At 66.2% G+C, this 18853-nt stretch carries 12 protein-coding genes and 1 pseudogene; 3 read left to right on the top strand and 10 right to left on the bottom strand.

All coding sequences use genetic code 11. The annotated features are described in order from the left end of the window. Window positions 1-239, bottom strand: a pseudogene (locus tag HFGMBDPB_RS17490) (IS30 family transposase); the annotation flags it as partial. 582 nt (window positions 240-821) lie between these two features. On the opposite strand from HFGMBDPB_RS17490, the gene HFGMBDPB_RS17495 reads away from it, so the two are divergent. Then, window positions 822-1655, top strand: a complete 834-nt coding sequence (locus HFGMBDPB_RS17495; protein WP_438831799.1) for a BRO-N domain-containing protein — start codon at window positions 822-824, stop codon at window positions 1653-1655. 14 nt (window positions 1656-1669) lie between these two features. Here the strand turns inward: HFGMBDPB_RS17495 and HFGMBDPB_RS17500 are convergent, their stop codons facing one another. Continuing rightward, on the bottom strand, window positions 1670-3829 hold the full coding sequence (locus HFGMBDPB_RS17500) for a methyl-accepting chemotaxis protein (RefSeq protein ID WP_212645908.1): 2160 nt from the start codon (window positions 3827-3829) through the stop codon (window positions 1670-1672). Between the two features lie 372 nt (window positions 3830-4201). On the opposite strand from HFGMBDPB_RS17500, the gene HFGMBDPB_RS17505 reads away from it, so the two are divergent. Beyond that, window positions 4202-4447 carry a hypothetical protein gene (locus tag HFGMBDPB_RS17505; protein WP_223275363.1) on the top strand — a complete coding sequence of 82 codons (246 nt, stop codon included), beginning with the start codon at window positions 4202-4204 and terminating at the stop codon, window positions 4445-4447. A 25-nt stretch (window positions 4448-4472) separates the two neighbouring features. Here HFGMBDPB_RS17505 and HFGMBDPB_RS17510 read toward each other — a convergent pair whose 3' ends face one another. The 4 genes from HFGMBDPB_RS17510 to HFGMBDPB_RS17525 are packed head-to-tail and all read right to left on the bottom strand — an operon-like array spanning window position 4473 to window position 12035. Next, entirely contained in the window at window positions 4473-5126 is a 654-nt protein-coding gene (locus HFGMBDPB_RS17510) for a response regulator (RefSeq protein WP_016448158.1), read from the bottom strand. 18 nt (window positions 5127-5144) lie between these two features. Further along, window positions 5145-8417: a hybrid sensor histidine kinase/response regulator gene (locus HFGMBDPB_RS17515; RefSeq protein ID WP_212645909.1), complete on the bottom strand. Its 3273-nt coding sequence runs from the start codon at window positions 8415-8417 to the stop codon at window positions 5145-5147. Window positions 8418-8437: 20 nt separating this feature from the next. Then, complete coding sequence (locus tag HFGMBDPB_RS17520; RefSeq protein ID WP_017407842.1) at window positions 8438-9649, bottom strand: EAL domain-containing response regulator; 1212 nt, start codon at window positions 9647-9649, stop codon at window positions 8438-8440. Window positions 9650-9653: 4 nt separating this feature from the next. Continuing rightward, a complete protein-coding gene (locus HFGMBDPB_RS17525; protein WP_212645910.1) occupies window positions 9654-12035 on the bottom strand; it encodes an ATP-binding protein in 2382 nt (793 codons plus the stop codon). Window positions 12036-12214: 179 nt separating this feature from the next. Here HFGMBDPB_RS17525 and HFGMBDPB_RS17530 point away from each other — a divergent pair, with 179 nt between their 5' ends. Next, on the top strand, window positions 12215-14731 hold the full coding sequence (locus HFGMBDPB_RS17530; RefSeq protein WP_249343530.1) for a cadherin-like domain-containing protein: 2517 nt from the start codon (window positions 12215-12217) through the stop codon (window positions 14729-14731). Between the two features lie 31 nt (window positions 14732-14762). Here HFGMBDPB_RS17530 and HFGMBDPB_RS17535 read toward each other — a convergent pair whose 3' ends face one another. From HFGMBDPB_RS17535 to HFGMBDPB_RS17550, 4 genes are all read right to left on the bottom strand, one after another. After that, window positions 14763-15080 (bottom strand): DUF3325 domain-containing protein, encoded by a 318-nt coding sequence (locus tag HFGMBDPB_RS17535; protein ID WP_046984647.1) that lies wholly within the window; start codon window positions 15078-15080, stop codon window positions 14763-14765. Continuing rightward, window positions 15073-16746: a PepSY-associated TM helix domain-containing protein gene (locus HFGMBDPB_RS17540; protein ID WP_212645911.1), complete on the bottom strand. Its 1674-nt coding sequence runs from the start codon at window positions 16744-16746 to the stop codon at window positions 15073-15075. Before HFGMBDPB_RS17540 ends, HFGMBDPB_RS17535 begins: the two co-directional genes overlap by 8 nt. Window positions 16747-16762: 16 nt before the next feature. Further along, on the bottom strand, window positions 16763-17041 hold the full coding sequence (locus tag HFGMBDPB_RS17545) for a hypothetical protein (RefSeq protein ID WP_016448165.1): 279 nt from the start codon (window positions 17039-17041) through the stop codon (window positions 16763-16765). Window positions 17042-17129: 88 nt separating this feature from the next. Continuing rightward, window positions 17130-18848: an FMN-binding glutamate synthase family protein gene (locus HFGMBDPB_RS17550; protein WP_034364403.1), complete on the bottom strand. Its 1719-nt coding sequence runs from the start codon at window positions 18846-18848 to the stop codon at window positions 17130-17132. Window positions 18849-18853 lie beyond the last annotated feature (5 nt).

Consider the following 18853-nt stretch of genomic DNA (forward strand, 5'->3'; position numbering starts at 1 on the left):
GATTCGCCCGCAGCCAATGCCCGCGAGATCTCCTCGCGCTCAGCGAGAGTCAGTGCCAATCGTGATCGATGGCGCGCTGGCGGGCGGATTCCGCCGGTTGCGGCCAGGATGTTCTGAATGGAGGTATGTGGCCGATCGAACAGCTTGCCGATCTGGTGCAGGGTATCGCCCTTGCTCCAGCGATCCCACATCATCGCCTTCTGTGCTTCGGTGTAGTAGATCCGAGGTCGTTGCTTCATGGCCAGCACTCCTTGCGCCAGGTGCAGTCATTGTGTTGCATCGACCGGTTGAATTCACAGTGCATAGCCGCTGTTGGTTTCATCTGTTCTGAGCGGCGGTTCCCAGCCTGAGGCCGTCGTTCGGACGTCTGCGGTGGCCTACTGCTGAAGCACAGGCCTTGAACAACTAAACGTTACCCTCGCAATTCACTGCAAAGCCCCTCATTCAACACGTCCCTGCACCCTCCATCCAGCACCCCTACGTAACAGCTTTGGGCAGCTCCCGCACCCCACACCTGCTACGATCCCCCGTGGTGCTCAACACACCTTCATAGGCGGAAGTCACTCCCGAAAGTCAGTGGCGTTTCGTCCATACGCTTTGTCTTGCCCTGCAATCCAGGGCAAGTCTTGTTTATGGCCGGGCTGCCCGCCGCTGCATAAAGCCATCAAGGCAAAGACAGACGGGCAACCCTATGACCGTGTTGACATAGGAGGCCATTCATGGCTTTGCGATCTCCCTCCCATGCTGTCCCTGCAGACGACATCACCCCCCAAACCTTCCACTTCGGTCACACCCCGATCCGCACATTCCCCAGGAATGGCGTGACCTGGCTCCTTGCCAAGGATGTGTGCACCGCCCTGGGCATCTCCCGCCACAGGGTGGCTACAGGCCAGCTCGACGAGGACCAGCGCTGCACCGTTCGCCTTTCCAGCGAACCCGGCCGCAAGCCCAGGCGCGAAGCAGTGGCGGCCATCAGTGCAGAAGGCCTGCAGGCGCTGATCCAGGCCAGCCCCTCACCTGAGGCCAAGCGCTTCAGGCGCTGGGTGAAGGACAAGGTCCTGGCCAGCATGGATGCATCGGCCAAAGACCGCAAACCCAAGTACAAGGCCAAGCACCCGCCCCAAAGCCTGATCCCGGGGCCTGCGCCCAAGGTCTTGCGCCGCATCCGCACCTGCGATGACCTGTCTTTCACACGGCGCAATGCGAAGGGGGAGCGCATTCAGTGGTTTGTGCCGCCGCGCGTGAACAGCGGGCATGAGCACTACGGGATTGGAGAGATCTGGTTCAGCGAGGTGGTGGAGCTGGCCCGCCACAACCCCAGGCATGCCTATGACGCCATGCGGTTTGCGGGGCCCGAGATGGCGCGCTACTGGAACCATGGGCACCCTGACGGGTTCTTTGACCGCATGGCACGTTGGGCGCTGGGGGCCATTCTGGCCAATGCGCAGGAGCCCGCGCTGCCGTTCGAGCTGCCCTGCCTGGGCTTTGCGCCGCTGGAGGGCATGGAGGCCATGCTGGCAACGGCTGTGCCGCCCCGGCCGCTGCCCGACCATGTGCAGGAAGCCATAGACAGGCAGGCCTGGCAGGAGGCGGCCGAGTGCCAGCGGCACTACTACGAGCGCCGCCGCCGTGACCTGATGGCGCGGCACGACTGAGGCGGGCGCGACGCCTAGAAGTTGTCCCAGTCGTCATCGGCCGTGGAGGCCATGGCGATGGGCTTGGCGGCAGCCGGTTTTGCCGAGGCAGCCGACGCGGCCGGGGTGGCAGGCTTGGCAACGGCAGGCGGGGCGGCTTGGGGCACAGATGCCTTGGCCGCGCCGGGCGCCAGCGACGGTGCACGGGGCGCCGCCTGCGCCTGGGCATTGCTGCCGCCCTGCAACCGGAAGACCGAGACCACGCGCACCAGTTGATCGGACTGGTGGCGCAGGCCTGCGGCGGCGCCGGCCATTTCCTCGACCAGGGCGGCGTTCTTCTGCGTGGTCTGGTCGATGTGGGTGATGGCCTCGGCCACCTGGGCGACGCCGCTGTTTTGCTCGGCGCTGGCGTGGCTGATGTCCGAGATGAGCTGGGTGACCTTGCGGATTTCCTCCATGGCCTGTTCCATGGTTTCCCCGGCAAACGCGGCCTCCTGGTTGCCGGTGTGGATTTCGGCGACGCTGTGGCTGATGAGCTGCTTGATTTCCTTGGCGGCCTCGGCGCTGCGGCCTGCCAGGGCGCGCACTTCCTCGGCCACCACGGCAAAGCCCCGGCCATGCTCGCCCGCCCGGGCCGCTTCCACGGCGGCGTTGAGGGCGAGGATATTGGTCTGGAAGGCAATGCCGTCGATGACGCCGATGATGTCGGCAATCTTCTTGCTGCTGGCGTCTATGCCCTGCATGGTCTGCACGACCTTGCGCACGGCCTGCCCGCCTTCGGTGACGACGCGCTGGGCCTCGCGCGTGATGCGGTCGGCCGATTGCGCGTGGTCCGCGTTGTGGGCCACGGTGGAGCCCAACTCTTCCATGGCGGCGGCGGTCTGCTCCAGCGCGCTGGCCTCGCTTTCGGTGCGGGCGGCCAGGTCCTGGTTGCCCTGGGCGATTTCCGCGCTGGCCAGGGCCACGCTGTGGGCCTGTTCGTTCACGCTGCCGACCACGCGGGTCAGGCCCGTGCTGGTGGTGTTCATGGCCTCCAGCAGGTGGCCGATTTCGTCATGGCGGTCGCTGTGCACGCGCAAGGTGAGGTCGCCATCGGCAATGGCGTAGGCCATGTGGCTGGCCTGCTTGAGCGGGCGCACGATCATGCGGCGGATGAGCCAGAACCACGCGGCCGACAGCAGCAGCACGGCGCCCAGGCCCATGAGGGCGAACTGCAGGATCAGGCTGCGGGTCTCGGAGACGAATTCGTCCACGTAGGCGCTGGTGGCGATGACCCAGTTCCAGGGGGCGTAGTGGCTGAAGACGACCAGCTTGTCGCGGGGCTGCTCCTCGCCCGGGTTGGTCCAGGGATAGGCGATGCTGCCCTGCTTGCGGTCCAGCATGTCGCGGATGAAGAAACGGCCGTCGCCGTCCCTGGACTCGCTGATGTTCTTGCCCTCCATGGCGGGATGCACCACCAGCTGGCCGCGCTGGGGGCCGTCTTCGGCGTTGAGCACGAAGTAGTAGCCGGTCTGGCCGACCTTGAGCGCGCGGATGGAGTCCTTGAAGTGCTCCAGCAGTTGCGAGAAGTCCTGGCCCACGAAGGCAATGCCCACGGTGGCGCCCGCCGCGTCCTTGAGCGGGCGGTAGTGCGTCATGTACTGGCGGCCGAACAGATGGGCCAGGCCCATGTAGCTTTGGCCGGCCTGGATGGCGGCGTAGGCGGGGTGGGCGCGGTCCAGGCGGCTGCCCAGCACGGCCGCGCTCTGGTCGCCTTTCTCGTTTTTGAGCGTGGTGGCAATGCGCACGAAGTCGCCCTGCCCCTGGGCCGCGAACACGGTGGCCACGGCGCCGGTGCTGCGCGTGAAAGCCTGCAGCTGCGCATCGTTGCCGTTGAGAGGCTGGCCGTCCAGGCTCAGCACCGGCTCGCTGCCGCCGGTGTCCAGGCTGAGCGTGCCCTGCAGGCTGTGCGCCAGGCTGTCGGCCAGGAACTGGGTGCGCTGGCGCAGCTCCTTGTCGTTGGACTCGATGAAGTTGTACAGCGTCCGTATGCCCTGCTGCATGTCGCTGTTCATCCTGGACTGCAGGGACTTGCTGACATCCCAGGCAATGCCCAGGACCAGCAGGCCCAGGATGGAGGCGACCCAGACGAAATTGGTGATGGACAGTTTGGTGCCCAGCCCTTGGCGGCGCCAGAAACGTTGGCCGATGTGCATTGATGCATCTCCTGTGCGGCGTAGGGCGCCGCTGTTGTGTGCGCACGCGGTATCGGCATGGAATGCCTGCGTGCCAGGCCAGGCTGACCCAAGTCAAGCCGTGGCGATTCATGGGCCGAAGCGTATCGGCGCCGCCGCCTGGGGGATTTGAGATGGGTCAAGGAAGTAACCAAGTGTTGCAACAGCAGCGGAAACTGCCGGATTGCCGCCGGCGGCGGCATTCATTGCAACGGATATGACAGCCGACGATAAGAATCGTCTTAACCTGGGTTGCGCAGGTTCTGGCAAGACTGGACAGCGGTATATCGATCCGTTTTATTTCCAGAAATGCAGCCGAAAACAATCCAGAAACTGTGCGACCCATGCTACGAATTGCTGAGCAATACATCCCTGTCCAAGCCCCACCCCGGACTGAGGTTCCGCTTTTACTCGCTGGAGCAGGATGCCAATTTCGTGAACTATGGCTGCGTGCATTGCCAGGCGCCCCTGGCGATGAAGACAAGCCGGCGCGGGGCACTTCTGGGGTTTCGCCTGATGCCGTCCGAACCGCACTATCGCCTGGGCGAGGTGGACGCCGAGGGCGGCAGCCAGGCGCAAGGCCAGGCGCTGGAAGGTTGACCGGCTGGTGCAGCCCGCAGGCCGGTCAGTCGAACAGATGGTGCTCGGCGCAGAAGGCGGCCAGGTCCTGGTTGCTGTCCACGTTCAGCTTGCGCATGGCGGAGTTCTTCTGGAGGCTGACGGTCTTGACGCTGCGCCTCAGGCGTGCGGCGATTTCCGTGATGGATTCCCCCTTGGCGAAATGCCTGAGGACTTCGAATTCACGCGGCGAGAGGTTGTTGGCGCGTTCGCTCAGGAAAACCGTCCTCTCCTGCCTGGGCGTGCCTGCCTGGAACGAGGGCGAGTAGTAGCGCGTGTTGAGGCGCACGCATTGAAGCGCCGCCATGATCTGGCTGAGCGGGTCTTCCTTGAGCAGCACGCCGGCGACGCCCGCGTCATACAGGGCCGAGATGATCATGGGATTGGAGACGGTCGTCAGCACCAGCACCTTGATGTGCGGGAAATGGCGTATCAGGTAGTCCACGTAGCGCAGGCCGTCTCCGTAGAGGTCATCGCCCGGCATGGAGTAGTCGGTCAGAACCACGTCCAGGGGGTTCGATCTGGCGTATTCCATCAAGGACGACGGGGTATCGAACGTGGCCACGACCTGGAGATTGGGGTCCTGCTCCAGGAAGTCCTTGACGCCAAGCAGGACCACGGCGTGGTCGTCCACGACAGCAATGCGCAGTTTCAGTTTCATGGGATCGCAAGCAAAGGGTTAGGGCTGGGGCAATTGCGCCATCATGGCGCGAAGGTCGGCCAGGAGGTCGTCCAGCAGGACTGACAGCGCGGCCTGCAGGCCGGGCTCCGGGGCGCCGTTCAGGAGCCGCTCCTCCAGCGCCTGGGTGCGGGCGGCAAGCTCCTGCATCCTGGCCAGCAGCAAGGCGCCGCGCATGCGGTGCAGGGCCTGGGCGGCCAGGTCGGGCCGGCGCTCATCCAGGCCGCGGGCCAGCATTGCGATGTCGTCGTTCATGCACTGCACGAAGACCTGCCTGTGCGTCTGCAAAACGTTGGGCTCCGACAGGGCCGGGGGCGGGGGAATGTCCGCCGCCGCAGCGCCGGCCTGGGCAGGCGCCGGACGCAGGCGCTTTCTCGGCGCGAACTTCTCCAGGGTGCGGACCAGGGTGCGCAACTGGATGGGCTTGACCAGCCAGGCATTCATGCCGGCGTTCAGGCAGCGGTTTTCCTCGTCCAGCATGGCATTGGCGGTCACGCCGACGATGGGGCAGGCAACCCCCTCCGAACGCAGCCGCTCGGCGAGTTCGTAGCCGTTGAGGTAGGGCATGTTCACATCCGTCAGCACCAGGTCGTGCGGGCTGATGTCCCACAGCGCCAGCGCCTCCTCCCCGTCGTCGGCGACCGTGACTTCGCAGCCCAGGCTCTCGAGCTGGCCGCGCAGCGTCACCTGGTTGACGGGATTGTCCTCGGCGACCAGCACGCGCAGGTCGAACAGGGGCAGATCGGTGCCGGCGCTGGCAGAGCGCTGCGCACCGCCAAGCACCTGCGCAATGCCCTGGCCGATGCTCAGGACGTTGTGCCCGTCGATGCCCCGGTTGTCCGGCGAGGACAGGTTCAGGTGCCGCCCCTTCCACTGCGGCGCGGGGCTGTCCGCCGGCAGCAGGACGTCCAGCAGCAGCTCATCGTCATGGGCCGCCACCGGGGCGGCTGCCGCCGCGCGGGCCTGGCCGCCCCAGCGCCGCAGCCAGGCGCAGATGTTGTCCGTCAGTTCCGGGTGGGGGGTGCGCACCGCGATCCGGGCGCCCTGCAGCGCGGGAGCCTCCTCCTGCTCCTGCCCCTGCTCCTGCGCGACGGTCTCCAGCCCCAGCTCGAACCAGAACCTGCTGCCCAGGCCGGGCTCGCTCCAGACCTCGATGGAGCTGGACATCATCCGGGCCAGGCTCCAGCAGATGGACAGGCCCAGGCCCGCTCCCCGCGCCGTGCGGCTGCTGTTCTTGACGAGATAAAAGGGCGTGAAAAGCTCGCCATGCAGGGATTTCTCTATGCCCACGCCCGTGTCGCAGACCTCGAACACCAGCCGGGCCTGCGAGGCCGGGCCCGGCATGCTGCGCAGGCGGACGATCACATGGCCGGCCTCCGTGAACTTGATGGCGTTGCTGATGAGATTGCCCAGGATCTGGCGGATGCGCACCGCATCGCCCAGCACCGACTCGGGCACCTGCGCGTCCACGCAGGAAAACAGCAGCAGGCCGTTTTGCTGCGCCATGGCGGCGTAGGAACTGGTGCAGTTTTGCACCAGCTCCCGGGGATTGAACGGGGCCTTTTCCAGCTGCAGCTGGCCGGCCTCGATCTTGCTGGTGTCCAGGATGTCGCTGATGATCTGCAGCAAGATGGACGAGGACGCTTCGATACGGTCCACGTATTTGCTCTGCAGCTGGGTGAGCTCGGTCATGCCCAGCAGCTCCAGCGTGCCCAGCGCGCCATACAGCGGCGTGCGGATTTCGTGGCTCATGGTCGCCAGAAAGGTGGACTTGGCCTCGTTGGCCTCGTCCGCCGCGATTCTGGCCCGCTCCAGGTTGCTTTCGATCTCCGCGCGCGCGCTGACGTCGGCAAAAATGCACAGCGTCACATCCTGGCCGAGGTAGCGCGTGGGCGCATAGGCCACATGAAGCGTCCTGCCCTGCTCGGTGACCAGGCGCTCCATGGTGCCTGCGGCCCGGGCATGGACAATCTCCTCCAGTGCCGCCTTGTTCTCCGGCGAGCCGGGACGCAGGTAGCCATCGGCCGAGTGCAGCCACTCCTGCACCAGCGAGTTGCTGAAGATGATTTTCCCGCTGCCGTAGGCCACAAGGCAGATGGCCACGGGAGCGGTTTCGATCAGCGTCCTGTTGAATTCATTGCTCTCGACGATGACCCGCTGCGCCTCCTGCGCGGGCGCAATCACCTTGCGGTTGAACCACCGGGTATAGGCCACGCCGGCCAGCAGGCTCAGCAGCAGGGCCAGCACCAGGCCGGCAGAAGGGGCGAACAGCCTGCCCTGGAAAAAGGTGGCGTAGTCCACCTGGTAGTAGCCGGTCCACCGGCCGGAGGCATCCTCGGTCTTGAGGATCAGGCCATTGCGCGTGTACTGCATCCCCGTGTCGTCCACCTGCGGGACGGGGCCGGTGCCCATGAGCACGCCGAAGTCCCGGTGCTCCAGCCAGAAAAGATGCCTGGGCAGCGTATGGATGGTTCTTTCTATGGCGCTGATGCGCTGGCGGCTGAAAAGGATGGCGGCGTAGATCGGGCTTGTGGCGGCTTCGTCGCCGGCTTCGAGATGGCTTGAAAAGCCGGCGGCGACCATGCCGATCATCTTCTCCGGGAACTGGGGCGACCGGAACCAGACGATTTCCTGCGCCGGCGCCGTGGAGCCGGCGCCCGGCCGGGCATCGGCGGCCCTGGCCCGCAGATGCGCCTTGACGGCGGCAATCGTGCTGTCGAACATCTCCTGCGTGACGCTCTCGTTGCCGATGGGCACGTCGATGGCCGGCACGCCGATGCTGATCGCCCCGTCCTCCTTGGTGAAGAAGGCAGCGGCTGCCGGGAAGTAGGAGCCTGCCCAGAAGGAGGAATAGCCTGCGGCCAGGGAGCTGCCCAGCGAGAAAAGCCGGTCCGGGAGCGTGTCGCAGGCCACGCGCGCAGAGCATTGCAGTGAAAAGGGAATGCCGCCGATGGCCTCGCGGCCACGGAACATGCGGTAGTCCGCCTGCGCAGGAGCGGGCACGTCGACGATGGTGGCTATCCGCTGGTCCGGCAGCGCTTTCCAGGACTCGTTGCGGCCCTTGAGCCGCCGAAGGAAGATTTCCTGCTCCTGCAGCGAGCCGACGATGGCGGAGAAGTTCAAGGCCAGGCGCCCCTGCTCCTGCTCGAAGATCCTCTCCGAGCCCCACAGCAGCACGGCGATGAGGAAGATCGCCAGGGGAAGCGCTCCAAACAGTACCCGGTTCTGCCAGCGTGTGGTGCGTGTGATCTTGCTGAACGGGGAGTCGGGCATGGACGCCTTGCGTGCTTGGGTCAGGTGGGGTTGCCTTGGTGCCGGGGTTCGGACGCCAGCATAAGGGCAAATTCAACCGCAGGCACCGCGGCGGACAGCAGATAGCCCTGCACGCAATCGCATCCGATGCTGCGCAGCAACTCCAGGTCCCGGGTGGTCTCCACGCCTTCCGCCGTCACCGTCAGGCCCAGCTGCCGCCCCAGTTGCACCGACGACGTCAAGGCCGCAGTCCGCACCTCGTCACCTGCCGCACCGGCCACGAAGGCCCGGTCGATCTTCAATTCGGTGAAGGGCGTGGAGATGAGGCTGTACATCGAGCTGTATCCGCGCCCGTAGTCATCCTGGGCCAGGCCGAAGCCCTTGAGGCGCAACCGGCTCGCGCTCATGTAGTAGTTGGCAGGTATGCCGACGGCCTGGTCCTCCAGCAGCTCGAACGTGATGTTCTCCGCAGCAATGCCGCACCGGGCCGCCATGCCGTGCAACTCGTCCGGCAGGCCGATATCGTCCAGCAGCGGTACCGGCAGGTTGACGGACACAGGCACGACATGTCCGGCACTGCGCCAGGCCAGGTGCGCCGACATGGCATCTTCCATCATCCGCACCAGCAAGGCATGGTCCAGCCCATGGAACCGGATGGCGGACATGAATGAGCCCGGCATCATGAAGCCGAACTGCGGATCGTTCCAGCGCGCCAGCGCTTCCACGCCGACGATGTGGCCCGTGAGCAGGGATTTCTTGGGCTGGAACCAGGCCTGTATGGTTTTCTCCTGCAAAGCCTGCACCAGGTGGGCCTTGGCGAAAATCGGCCGCTCCCTGATGCCGGCAGCGGTTTTCCCCTCGTTTGCATGGACGGACCTGAGTTGGCTGACCAGCGCCTGGACATGGTCCGTGCCGAACGGCTTCTGGAACATCCCGATGACGGAAAAGCCGGACTCCTTGGCCATGAGACTGACGCTGTTCATCAGCCGGCGCGAGCAGGAGGTGGATATCACGAGCATGGGATGCAGGTCGCGCCGGCTCAATTCATCGATGAACTGCAGGCCGTCCATGTCAGGCATCTTCAGGTCGGTGATGACGAGATGGAATCCGCCGTCGCCCAGCTTCTCCAGGGCCTCCCGCGCGTTGCAGGCCATGTGCGTGTCCGTGAGTCCCGCCTCCATGAGCAGGCTGCGCGCGTGCTCGCAGCACAGGGGATGGTCGTCCAGGATGAGTACTTTGAATGGGGCCAGCATGGGTTCAGGTCCTGCCTTGCTTGATGTTGTTCAAGGTGGTGCGCAGCACCGCCAACGTGAATGGCTTGCACAGCAGGCTGTCGAAGCCGGCCGGCAGTCCTTCGCCCTGCCCCTGCCCCTGCCCCTGCCCTTGCGATTGCTCTTGCGCCTGCGTCTGGGTCTGCGGCTGCGGCTGCGGCTGTGCATTGGCCGTCAGGCCGACGATCGGGCGGACATACCCGCGCTTTCTGAGCGCACGCGCCAGGGCCGGGCCGTCCAGCAACGGCATGTGCAGGTCGGTGAGAACGGCATCGAATTCGAGCAGGCCGGGCAGGGACAGCGCGTCCTGTCCATTGCTGGCCTGCTGGACCTCGCAGCCCAGCAACTGCAGCTGCTCTCGCAGGATGATCCTGTTGATGGGGTTGTCCTCGACGATGAGCACCCTCAGCCCCAGGGGCTCGTGGACCTGGGCGGCGGCGGCATACAGGTCGGGGCGCGCGCCCGGCGCAATGCCCTGCTGGGCCAGGCCCAGCGCATGGCCCACTGCCGGCACGCCAGGCGCGCTGGCCTCCCACACGCAGGCCTGCACGGTCTCGCGGGGGCTCTCGCCCGGCGCCAGCGCCAGAACGCACTTGCCCGTCCATTGCGGACGGCGCAGCGACCGCGGCCAGGCTTGCACCAGCACGGCCTGCTCATTGGGACCCTGCACCTGGTCCCGGTAGGGCTGGGCCATGGCGCCCCAATGCCGCAGCCAGGCGCACAGGTTGTGCACGACTTCCGGAATGGCGCCATCCACGTAGACGGTGTGCGGCAACAGACTGGGCACTGCCTCATAGCCTGCCGCGCTCTCGCGCGGCAGGCGCAGCTCGAATGACACGCAGGTCCCCAGTCCCGGCTGGCTGGCGGCCGTCAGCCGCCCGCCCATCTCCTGGCTGAGGCGCAGGCAGATGGACAGTCCCAGGCCCGCGCCCTGGACCTGCTGCTGGGTGGCCGCATGGGCACGGAAGTACGGGTCGAACAGGAAGGGCTGCTGGTCCGGGTCGATGCCGATGCCCGTGTCCTGCACCTGGAACCGCAGGTCGGTGCCTTCCTCGCTGTCGCCCATGACCTGCAGGCGCAGGGCCACGTGGCCGGAGAACGTGAACTTGATGGCATTGCCCACCAGGTTGTCCAGGATCTGCCGCAGCCGCAAGGCATCGCCCACCAGCAGGGGCGGCGTTTTCACATCGGAGACGGCATACAGCTGCAGGCCCTTTTGCTCGGCACGCGACAGCAGGCCTGCGGCCACGCTGTCGAGCAATTCGGTGGCCGAGAACGCCTGGGCCTCCAGCTGCAGCCGGCCCGCCTCGATGGCCGACAGGTCCAGGCTGTCGTTGACGATGCGCAGCAAGGAGGCCGATGCCTGCTGCATGGCCCCCAGGTAGCGGGTCTGTTCGGAAGGAACCCTGGACAGGGCCAGCAGCTCCAGCGTTCCCAGGATGCCAAAGAGCGGTGTGCGTATTTCGTGGCTCATGGTCGCCAGAAACTGCGTCTTGGCCTGGCTCGCCGATTCGGCGCGCTGCTTGGCATCGACCAGCGCTGCCTGCGCCTGCCTGAGCGCCGTCACATCGCTGACCAGGCAGAAGACCACCGGTTCGCCCCCGTGGGTCGTGGGCGTGGTGCGGACCTCCACCCATCGCCCGTCCCCCAGCGCCAGCTCACGCGGGCCCTGCTGCGTGCCCCCGGCCACGGCATGCTCGAACCAGGAAGCATCACTGCACACCCACTGCCGCGCCAGTCCGTTGGACAGCAGCAGGCTGCGATCGCTGCACCGCACCAGCGCCAGGCCCACGGGGGCCGTGTCCAGCAGCTTGCGGCAGAGCGCATCACCGGCAGCGCAGGCGCCTGCCCGGCTCCAGGCCGAAGCCGGCACGCCGCGTCTCAGCCGGCGCACGCACCATGCAAGTGCAGCCATGAGGGCAAGTCCCAGCGACACGGACCACAGCAGCAGCCAGGCGTGGGCCCTGACCAGTTGCCGCACGGGCTCCCAGCGCTCTGCAAGCCATGCGGCGTTGTTCACGGATTTGCGCAGCAGCAGCGATTCGGGAAGGCCCCGGCCCACATGCATCAGCGAATACAGCGGCACGAGGTGGTCCTGCGGTGCGCTGGTGCGCCACGGCCATGCCAGACCGGCCTGGGAATGGACGGCCGCGCGGGTCGCGCCCACGGCAGCGTCCAGCAGCAGGAAATACCGGTCCATGAAAAACAGCTGCATGTCCCCCACAGGCACATGCGCGCGGCTGCGGGATGGCGGCGCCGGGGCGGCATCGTCCCTGCCGCTGTGCAAGGCGCAGGCCAGCATGGCCATGATTGCCAGTGCAAATACCGTCCAATCACGCAGCGACGCCATCCAATCGCGCAGTGCCATGGACGGGCACCACCCGTGCCGAGTCGAGCGGGAAGAAAACAGAAGGTCTTGAAACTGGCGCATTGCTAAATCATAGGAATCGGATGAAGAAACAGGGCTAAGAATTTTCTTAATCCTGCAAACCCGTGCACGCCGCTTCACCCGGGAATATCGCCCGCCTCGCTTCGTCATCAAGGACCTTGTCCGATCTCTTCAGCGATTTCAGCAGTCTTGATGATTTAAGAAAATTCTTAGACCCAAACTCGGATGCCCCGGGGATCATTGCCGGCTTGCTTCATCAACAAGGGCTGCTTCATTTTCTTGGGTCAGGCCCCGGGATATTCCACACAGACGCCGCACATGCGATATTGCAGCGTCCTGTCCAGCAATTGCGCAATCAATGCCCGCAAGGCGTTTCGGCAGTCCATTTCAGGGAAAGTAAAAAGGCAATGAGCATATACAGGCAACGATTCACTCCCACGGCGGCACGCAGGCCCCTGCGCCTGCTCGCCCTGGCATTGCTGTCGCACGGCTGCATCGCCACGGCCCACGCATGGACCGTCGTGGTGGACAGCGCCGCCGACGCAACTGGCCCGTGCGCCAGCACCGGCCTGGGGCCCTGCACGCTGCGCGATGCCATCACCTACGCCAACGCCAACCGCAACAAAGGCGGCGACAACCGCATCGAGTTCCGCATCGGTGCGGGGGGAGAGCAGACCATCGTCACCCAAAGCAACTGGAATGGCAGGCTCATGCAGCCCATTGCACCGGCCACATCGCTCACCGTGGACGCCAGCACGCAGCCCGGCTATGAGGACCACTTGCCACGCCGCCCCCTGATCACGCTGCAGTCAGGCAGCCCCGAGTTCGGCATAGGGCTCGAGCTGGCAGGCGCCATCACGGTGCGCGGCCTGGCGATAGGCGGCTTCAATACGGCCCTGGCGGTGACCGGCGACGGCAACACCGTGCTGGGCTGCCATATAGGCGTTGACGCATCGGGAACGGTTGCCATGGGCAATCGCAGCAACATCCTTGTCCACTCCGGCAACCGCAACCGCATCGGGAATCTGGATATTGGCGGGCGAAATGTCATTTCCGCGGCGGAGAATTCCGGAATATGGCTTTCCTGGCCGGGCGCCGGTACAGGAAACATCATTCAGGGAAACTACATAGGCACCGATATCACCGGCAATGTGGCCCTGGGAAACCAGGGAAACGGCATCAGCGTGGCATCCGACTTTACCGGCACGCTGATCGACAGCAACCTCGTCTCCGGCAATGTCAGGGAAACAGGCGGCTCCTCCGCGATTTCCATTTCCGGCGCCCACACGCTGGTGACCCGCAACCGAGTCGGAACGAATGCAGCCGGCACGGCCATGATTCCCAACAATGGGCCAGGCATTGCCGTATTCTTTTCGTCGGAGGGCGGACATCGCATTGGCACAGGCCCTGAGGACGGCAACCTGGTTGCCGGAAACAAGGAAACGGCCATTGAATTGAATGGAAACTATGGCGCACGCAACTCGAATACCCTGATTGCCGGGAATATCGTGGGAACCAGCCTGGATGCCAGCACCATGCTGCCCAATCAATGGGGCATCGTCATCAAGGATTCGGACGAGGTGACCGTGCGCGCAAACATCGTCGGTGGCAGCAAGGCGTCCGGCATACAGTTCCAGGGCGCCAGCAAGAACAACCTCGTGCAGGGCAACTACGTGGGCGTCAGCCCCCAGGGAACCGCCCTGCCCAATGGGGAAGGCGTTTCCTTTTTCCAGAAGGCCCATGACACCCTGGTCGGCGGTGACGACGCGGCACATGCCAACGTGATTGCGCACAACAGGCTGTTCGGCGTGGGATTGCGGGGGGACGAAGTCAAGGGCGTCTCCATGCTCGGCAATGCCATCTACGGCAATACCGAGGGAGGCATCGCACGAACCAGCCTGGCCAACGGAGATCCTGCCGAGCCGGTGCTGCTCACGGTGACGCCCGAGGGCCTGTCCGGCACGCTGGACAGCGTCGCCAACGAGAGCATGCGCATCGAGTATTTCTCGACGCCCAGGCTGCCCGACGGGCTGGTGGAGCGCGCCGCCGGCAAGGTTCTGCTGGGCTCGCAGACCGTGACCACCGATGCCTCCGGCCATGCGCCCTTGGTGTTCAAGGGCGCCATGCCCCCGGGCGACCAGGCCGCGGTCACGGCGACCGCCACCCGGATTTCCACCGGTGACACCTCGCGCTTTTCCAACGCGATGGCGGCCAACGCCGCCCCCGTGGCCCTGCCGCAAGCCGTCACGACCCCGCAGGATACGGCGCTGTCCATCACCCTCGCTGGCACGGACTTCGAGTCGGACCCGTTGCGCTTCGAGATCACCGCCGGCCCCGCCCATGGCGTCATCAGCGGCTTCGATCCCCAGACGGGTACGCTGGTCTACACGCCGGCGGCCGGCTACTCCGGGCCCGATACCTTCGCCTTCACGGTATCCGACGGGCACCAGAGCGCTGCCGCACCAGCATCCGTGACCATCGAGGTGATCGCTGCCGATCCTCCCGATCCCGGCCCGGGCACCGATCCCGACCCCGGTCCGGGCACGGACCCAGGACCCGGTCCCGGCCCCGGAAATGTCCAGGCCGTTCCCGGCCTGGGCCAGGGCGGCATGCTGGCGCTGCTGTGCGGCATGGCCTATCTGGCCAGCCGCAGGATGAGGAAAAGGCAGGCCTGAGCCCGCAGCGGGCGCAGGTCCCGCGCAAACGTCAGGCCGGCAGCCAGCGCAGCCAGCGCGGCCGCCAGGTCAGCGTGAAGGCAATGGCCAGGGCGGCGGCTGCCAGCGTCATGATCCAGACCAGGGAGGCCATGGAGGCATGGTCCACCGCCAGGCACAGGCCCAGCGAGGCGGCCAGGCCTGAGGCGCCCAGCCAGCGCAGCAGCCTGACCTTGCCATCGGGCTGGGGCATGTCGCCGTGCACCTGCTCCCAGTGCACGTCCTTGGCCAGCGCAAACCAGGCCATGCCCAGCAGCGACGCCGCAAAGGCGGCGGCCAGCAGCAGTGCGTCCATCAGTCCCTCAGACATGGGCCACCTCCGCGGCGCGCGAGGGCATGGCGGGCGCGGCGCGCGTCTTGAGCTTGCGCGCCACCACCACGGCCAGCACGGCGCTGGCCAGCATGAACAGGTCCACGCCGGCCACCGGCCAGTAGCCCGCGCCCAGGGTCTTGAACAGGTGGTCGCCCGTGGTCAGCCAGTTCAGCAGCACGGCCGTGACGGCCATGGCGGCCACGGCCCAGCACTGCTCGCGCCAGGCGGGGTTGGGCAGGCCCCGGGCCACGGGGGCGCTGCGCACAAAGGCATGCGCCATGGCCAGCAGCCAGGTGGCCCAGAAGAAATAGCGTTCCATGTCGCCCCGGCCCGGCCAGCCCTGGGGCATGGCCTCGGGCAGCAGGCGGTTGGCGATCAGCATGCCCAGCGTGGCCACCAGCATGCCGGTGACCGTGGTGACGGCCAGGGCATCGACCACGCGCGCGCCCTGCACACCCTGTCTGGCGTGCTGCTTCTTGCGCTTTTCCACGAAGAAGACAAAGCCGGTGGCAATGCACACGCAGCCGGCCAGGCCGCCCAGCACGTACAGCCAGCGCAGCAGCCAGTGGCGGAAGTGCTGCAGGTGCAGGCCGGTGAGGAAGGTGTTGATGCTGTCCACGGCCGTGCGCGGAGGATCTTCGCGCAGCAGGGCGCCCGTGCTGGCCTTGAAGTGGATGCCCTCGCCCGTGAGCGCGATGCGGTCGGTGCCGGCGCGGTAGACGCTGACGTAGCCGTTGGCATCGCCCACATGGGTGACGGACAGGAAGCCCACGTCGCCGGCCATGCCCTTGGCGGCCCAGCGGCGCTGCGCCTCGGCCACCATGGCGTCCACCGAGGCCATGGGTGCGGCCACGCCGGCGCGGTCGTGCGGCAGGCCGGTTTCCTCGGCCTCCATCTTCTCGTGCAACTCGTGCAGGGGCTCCAGCTGGGTATGGGTGATGGGGAAGTAGATGCCCGCAAAGATCACCAGGCCCGTGAAGGCGAAGAAGAAGTGGAAGGGCAGCGCCACCACGCCGGTAAGGTTGTGCAGGTCCAGCACGCTGCGCTGCGTGGCCTTCTTCGGACGGAAGGTGAACAGCTCGCGGAAGATCTTGCGGTGCATGACCACGCCGCTGACCAGGGCCACCAGCATGATGAGCGCGGCAAAGCCCACGATCCAGTAGCCAAGGTTCATCCAGTTGAGCGTCAGGCTGTAGTGCAGCGGGTAGAAGAAGCGGCTGCCGATCTTGAGGTGGTCGTCCGGCAGGGATTCGCCATTGCGCGGGTCGATGGTGCGCATGGCCCAGATCAGGGTCTCGGGCTTCTTGGCGTTGGGCACCTCGTAGCCGGCGAACAGGCCCAGCACGGGATCGCGGTGGGTGGTGTAGGCGCCCCAGCGCTGGGGCGTGTCGAAGCGCTCGGGCAGCGGGCCGTTGACCTCGCCGCGCATGGCATCGCGCGCCTGGGCGTTGGGCTGCATGGACTCGAAGACCGGCTTGAGGATCTGGTCGTACGAGGGCATGGGCGTGGGCTCGAAGCGCGAGGCCGGGATGGCCCAGCGGTCGATCTCGCGGTCGAACACCGACAGCGCGCCGAAGAAGAAGGCGGCCATGAGCACGAAGCCGAGCGCAAGCCCGAACCAGGTGTGCAGCCAGGCCATGGAGAGGCGGAAGTTCTGGAACATGGGGCGTTCTCCGGATTCAGGGCAGCAGCATCTGCTGGAGCAGCGATGCGCAACCGGTCATGACAATGCCGCCGCCGGCCAGCACGGCCCAGACGCGCGGGAGGCTCTGCGCCGCAAAGGCCCAGAGGAACACCGTCAGAAACACCAGGAAGCCGAGGATGTAGCCCAGATGCTCGGCATCGTGGAACTCCATTCCGGCGGCAAACATCAGCGCCACGCCCAGGGCGATGAAGCCCCAGGTGAAGGCATAACCGCCGAAGACGGCAGCTGCAATGCGAACCAAAATAGTTTTCATTTACAAAGAAAAATACAGTCGTGGACCAAAGTGCTCGGGGCGCATTATCCCCGAGCGCCGTCAAAACCCGTGATCGGCCGTGGTGTCCCTATGCGGGCTGGCCTGCCGCCTGCGCCTTGGCCTGCGGTGCCGAAGGCTTGAGCGTGGGCGGCACGAACTGGAAGGTATCCGCGCGCGCCCCTGGCCAGTAGAGCTTGAACACGTTGTGCTGCTTGTCCAGCGGCCCCAGCAGAGCGCCGGGCTCCACGCGCAGGACCAGGTTGGCGAGCTGGCGCACCTCGGTGTCGGAGATGCGCCGCACGATGTGGTGGGCCGTGATGTCGCAGGGGTGCTCCAGGCCCGCCGCCTGCACCAGCTCCTGCAGCGCATGCAGGGTCTTGTCATGGAAGTTGGCCACGCGCGTGGCCTTGTCGGGCACGACCAGGGCCTTCTGGCGCGCCGCATCCTGCGTGGCCACGCCCGTGGGGCAGTGGCCGGTGTGGCAGTTCTGCGCCTGGATGCAGCCCAGGGCCATCATGAAGCCGCGCCCGGCATTGCACCAGTCGGCGCCCAGCGCCATCATGCGCGCGATGTCGAAGGCCGTGATCACCTTGCCGGCCGCGCCGATCTTGATGCGGTGGCGCAGGCCCACGCCGATCAGCGTGTTGTGCACCAGCAGCAGGCCTTCCTGCAGCGGCACGCCCACGTGGTCGGTGAACTCCACGGGCGCCGCGCCCGTGCCGCCCTCGGCGCCATCGACCACGATGAAGTCCGGCGTGATGTCCGTCTCCTGCATGGCCTTGACGATGGCGAACCACTCCCAGGGATGGCCCACGCAGAACTTGAAGCCCGTGGGCTTGCCGCCCGACTTCTCGCGCAGGCGGGCGATGAAATGCATCATCTCCACCGGCGTCCTGAAGGCGCTGTGGCTGGAGGGGCTGATGCAGTCCACGCCCACGGGCACGCCGCGCGCGGCGGCGATCTCGGGGGTGACCTTGGCGCCCAGCAGCATGCCGCCGTGGCCGGGCTTGGCGCCCTGGCTGAGCTTGATCTCGATGAGCTTGACCTGCGGGTCGGTGGCATTGGCGATGAACTTCTCTTCGCTGAACGTGCCATCGTCGTTGCGGCAGCCGAAGTAGCCCGAGGCCACCTCCCAGATCAGGTCGCCGCCGTGCACGCGGTGGTGCTGGCTGATGGAGCCCTCGCCCGTGTCGTGCGCAAATCCGCCCATCTTCGCGCCCTTGTTCAGCGCCAGGATGGCATTGGCCGACAGCGCGCCGAAGCTCATGGCCGAGATGTTGAAGATGCTGGCGCTGTAGGGCTGGGTGCAGGGCGAGGCACCTTCATCGGCGCAGCCGATGGTGATGCGGAAATCATGCGAGGCCAGCCTGGTGGGCTGCATGGAATGGTTCACCCATTCATAGCCCTGGGCCGTGACATTGAGCTGCGTGCCCAGCGGGCGGCTGTCCGGGTCGCCCTTGGCGCGCTGGTAGACCAGGGAGCGCTGGGCGCGCGAGAACGGCAGCGCCTCATGGTCGGACTCGATGAAGTACTGCCGCATCTCGGGCCGGATGAACTCCAGCAAAAACCGCAGGTGGCCGATGATGGGGTAGTTGCGCAGCACCGAATGGCGCACCTGGGTCATGTCGCGCACGCCCAGCAGCGCCAGCGCGGCGCACACGCCAAAGCCCAGCCACCACCACAGCCCTCCCCACACCAGCGCCGCCACCAGCAGCCCCGCGCTGCCGACCAGGCTCAGGCAGAACGTGGTGTAGCGCAGCGGCACCCATGCGGGCAGGCGATGAACGGGAGATGCAGACGTTGACATGGCGT

The organism is Delftia sp. PE138 (assembly GCF_018320755.1).
In the GTDB taxonomy this organism is placed as follows: Bacteria; Pseudomonadota; Gammaproteobacteria; order Burkholderiales; family Burkholderiaceae_C; genus Comamonas; species Comamonas tsuruhatensis.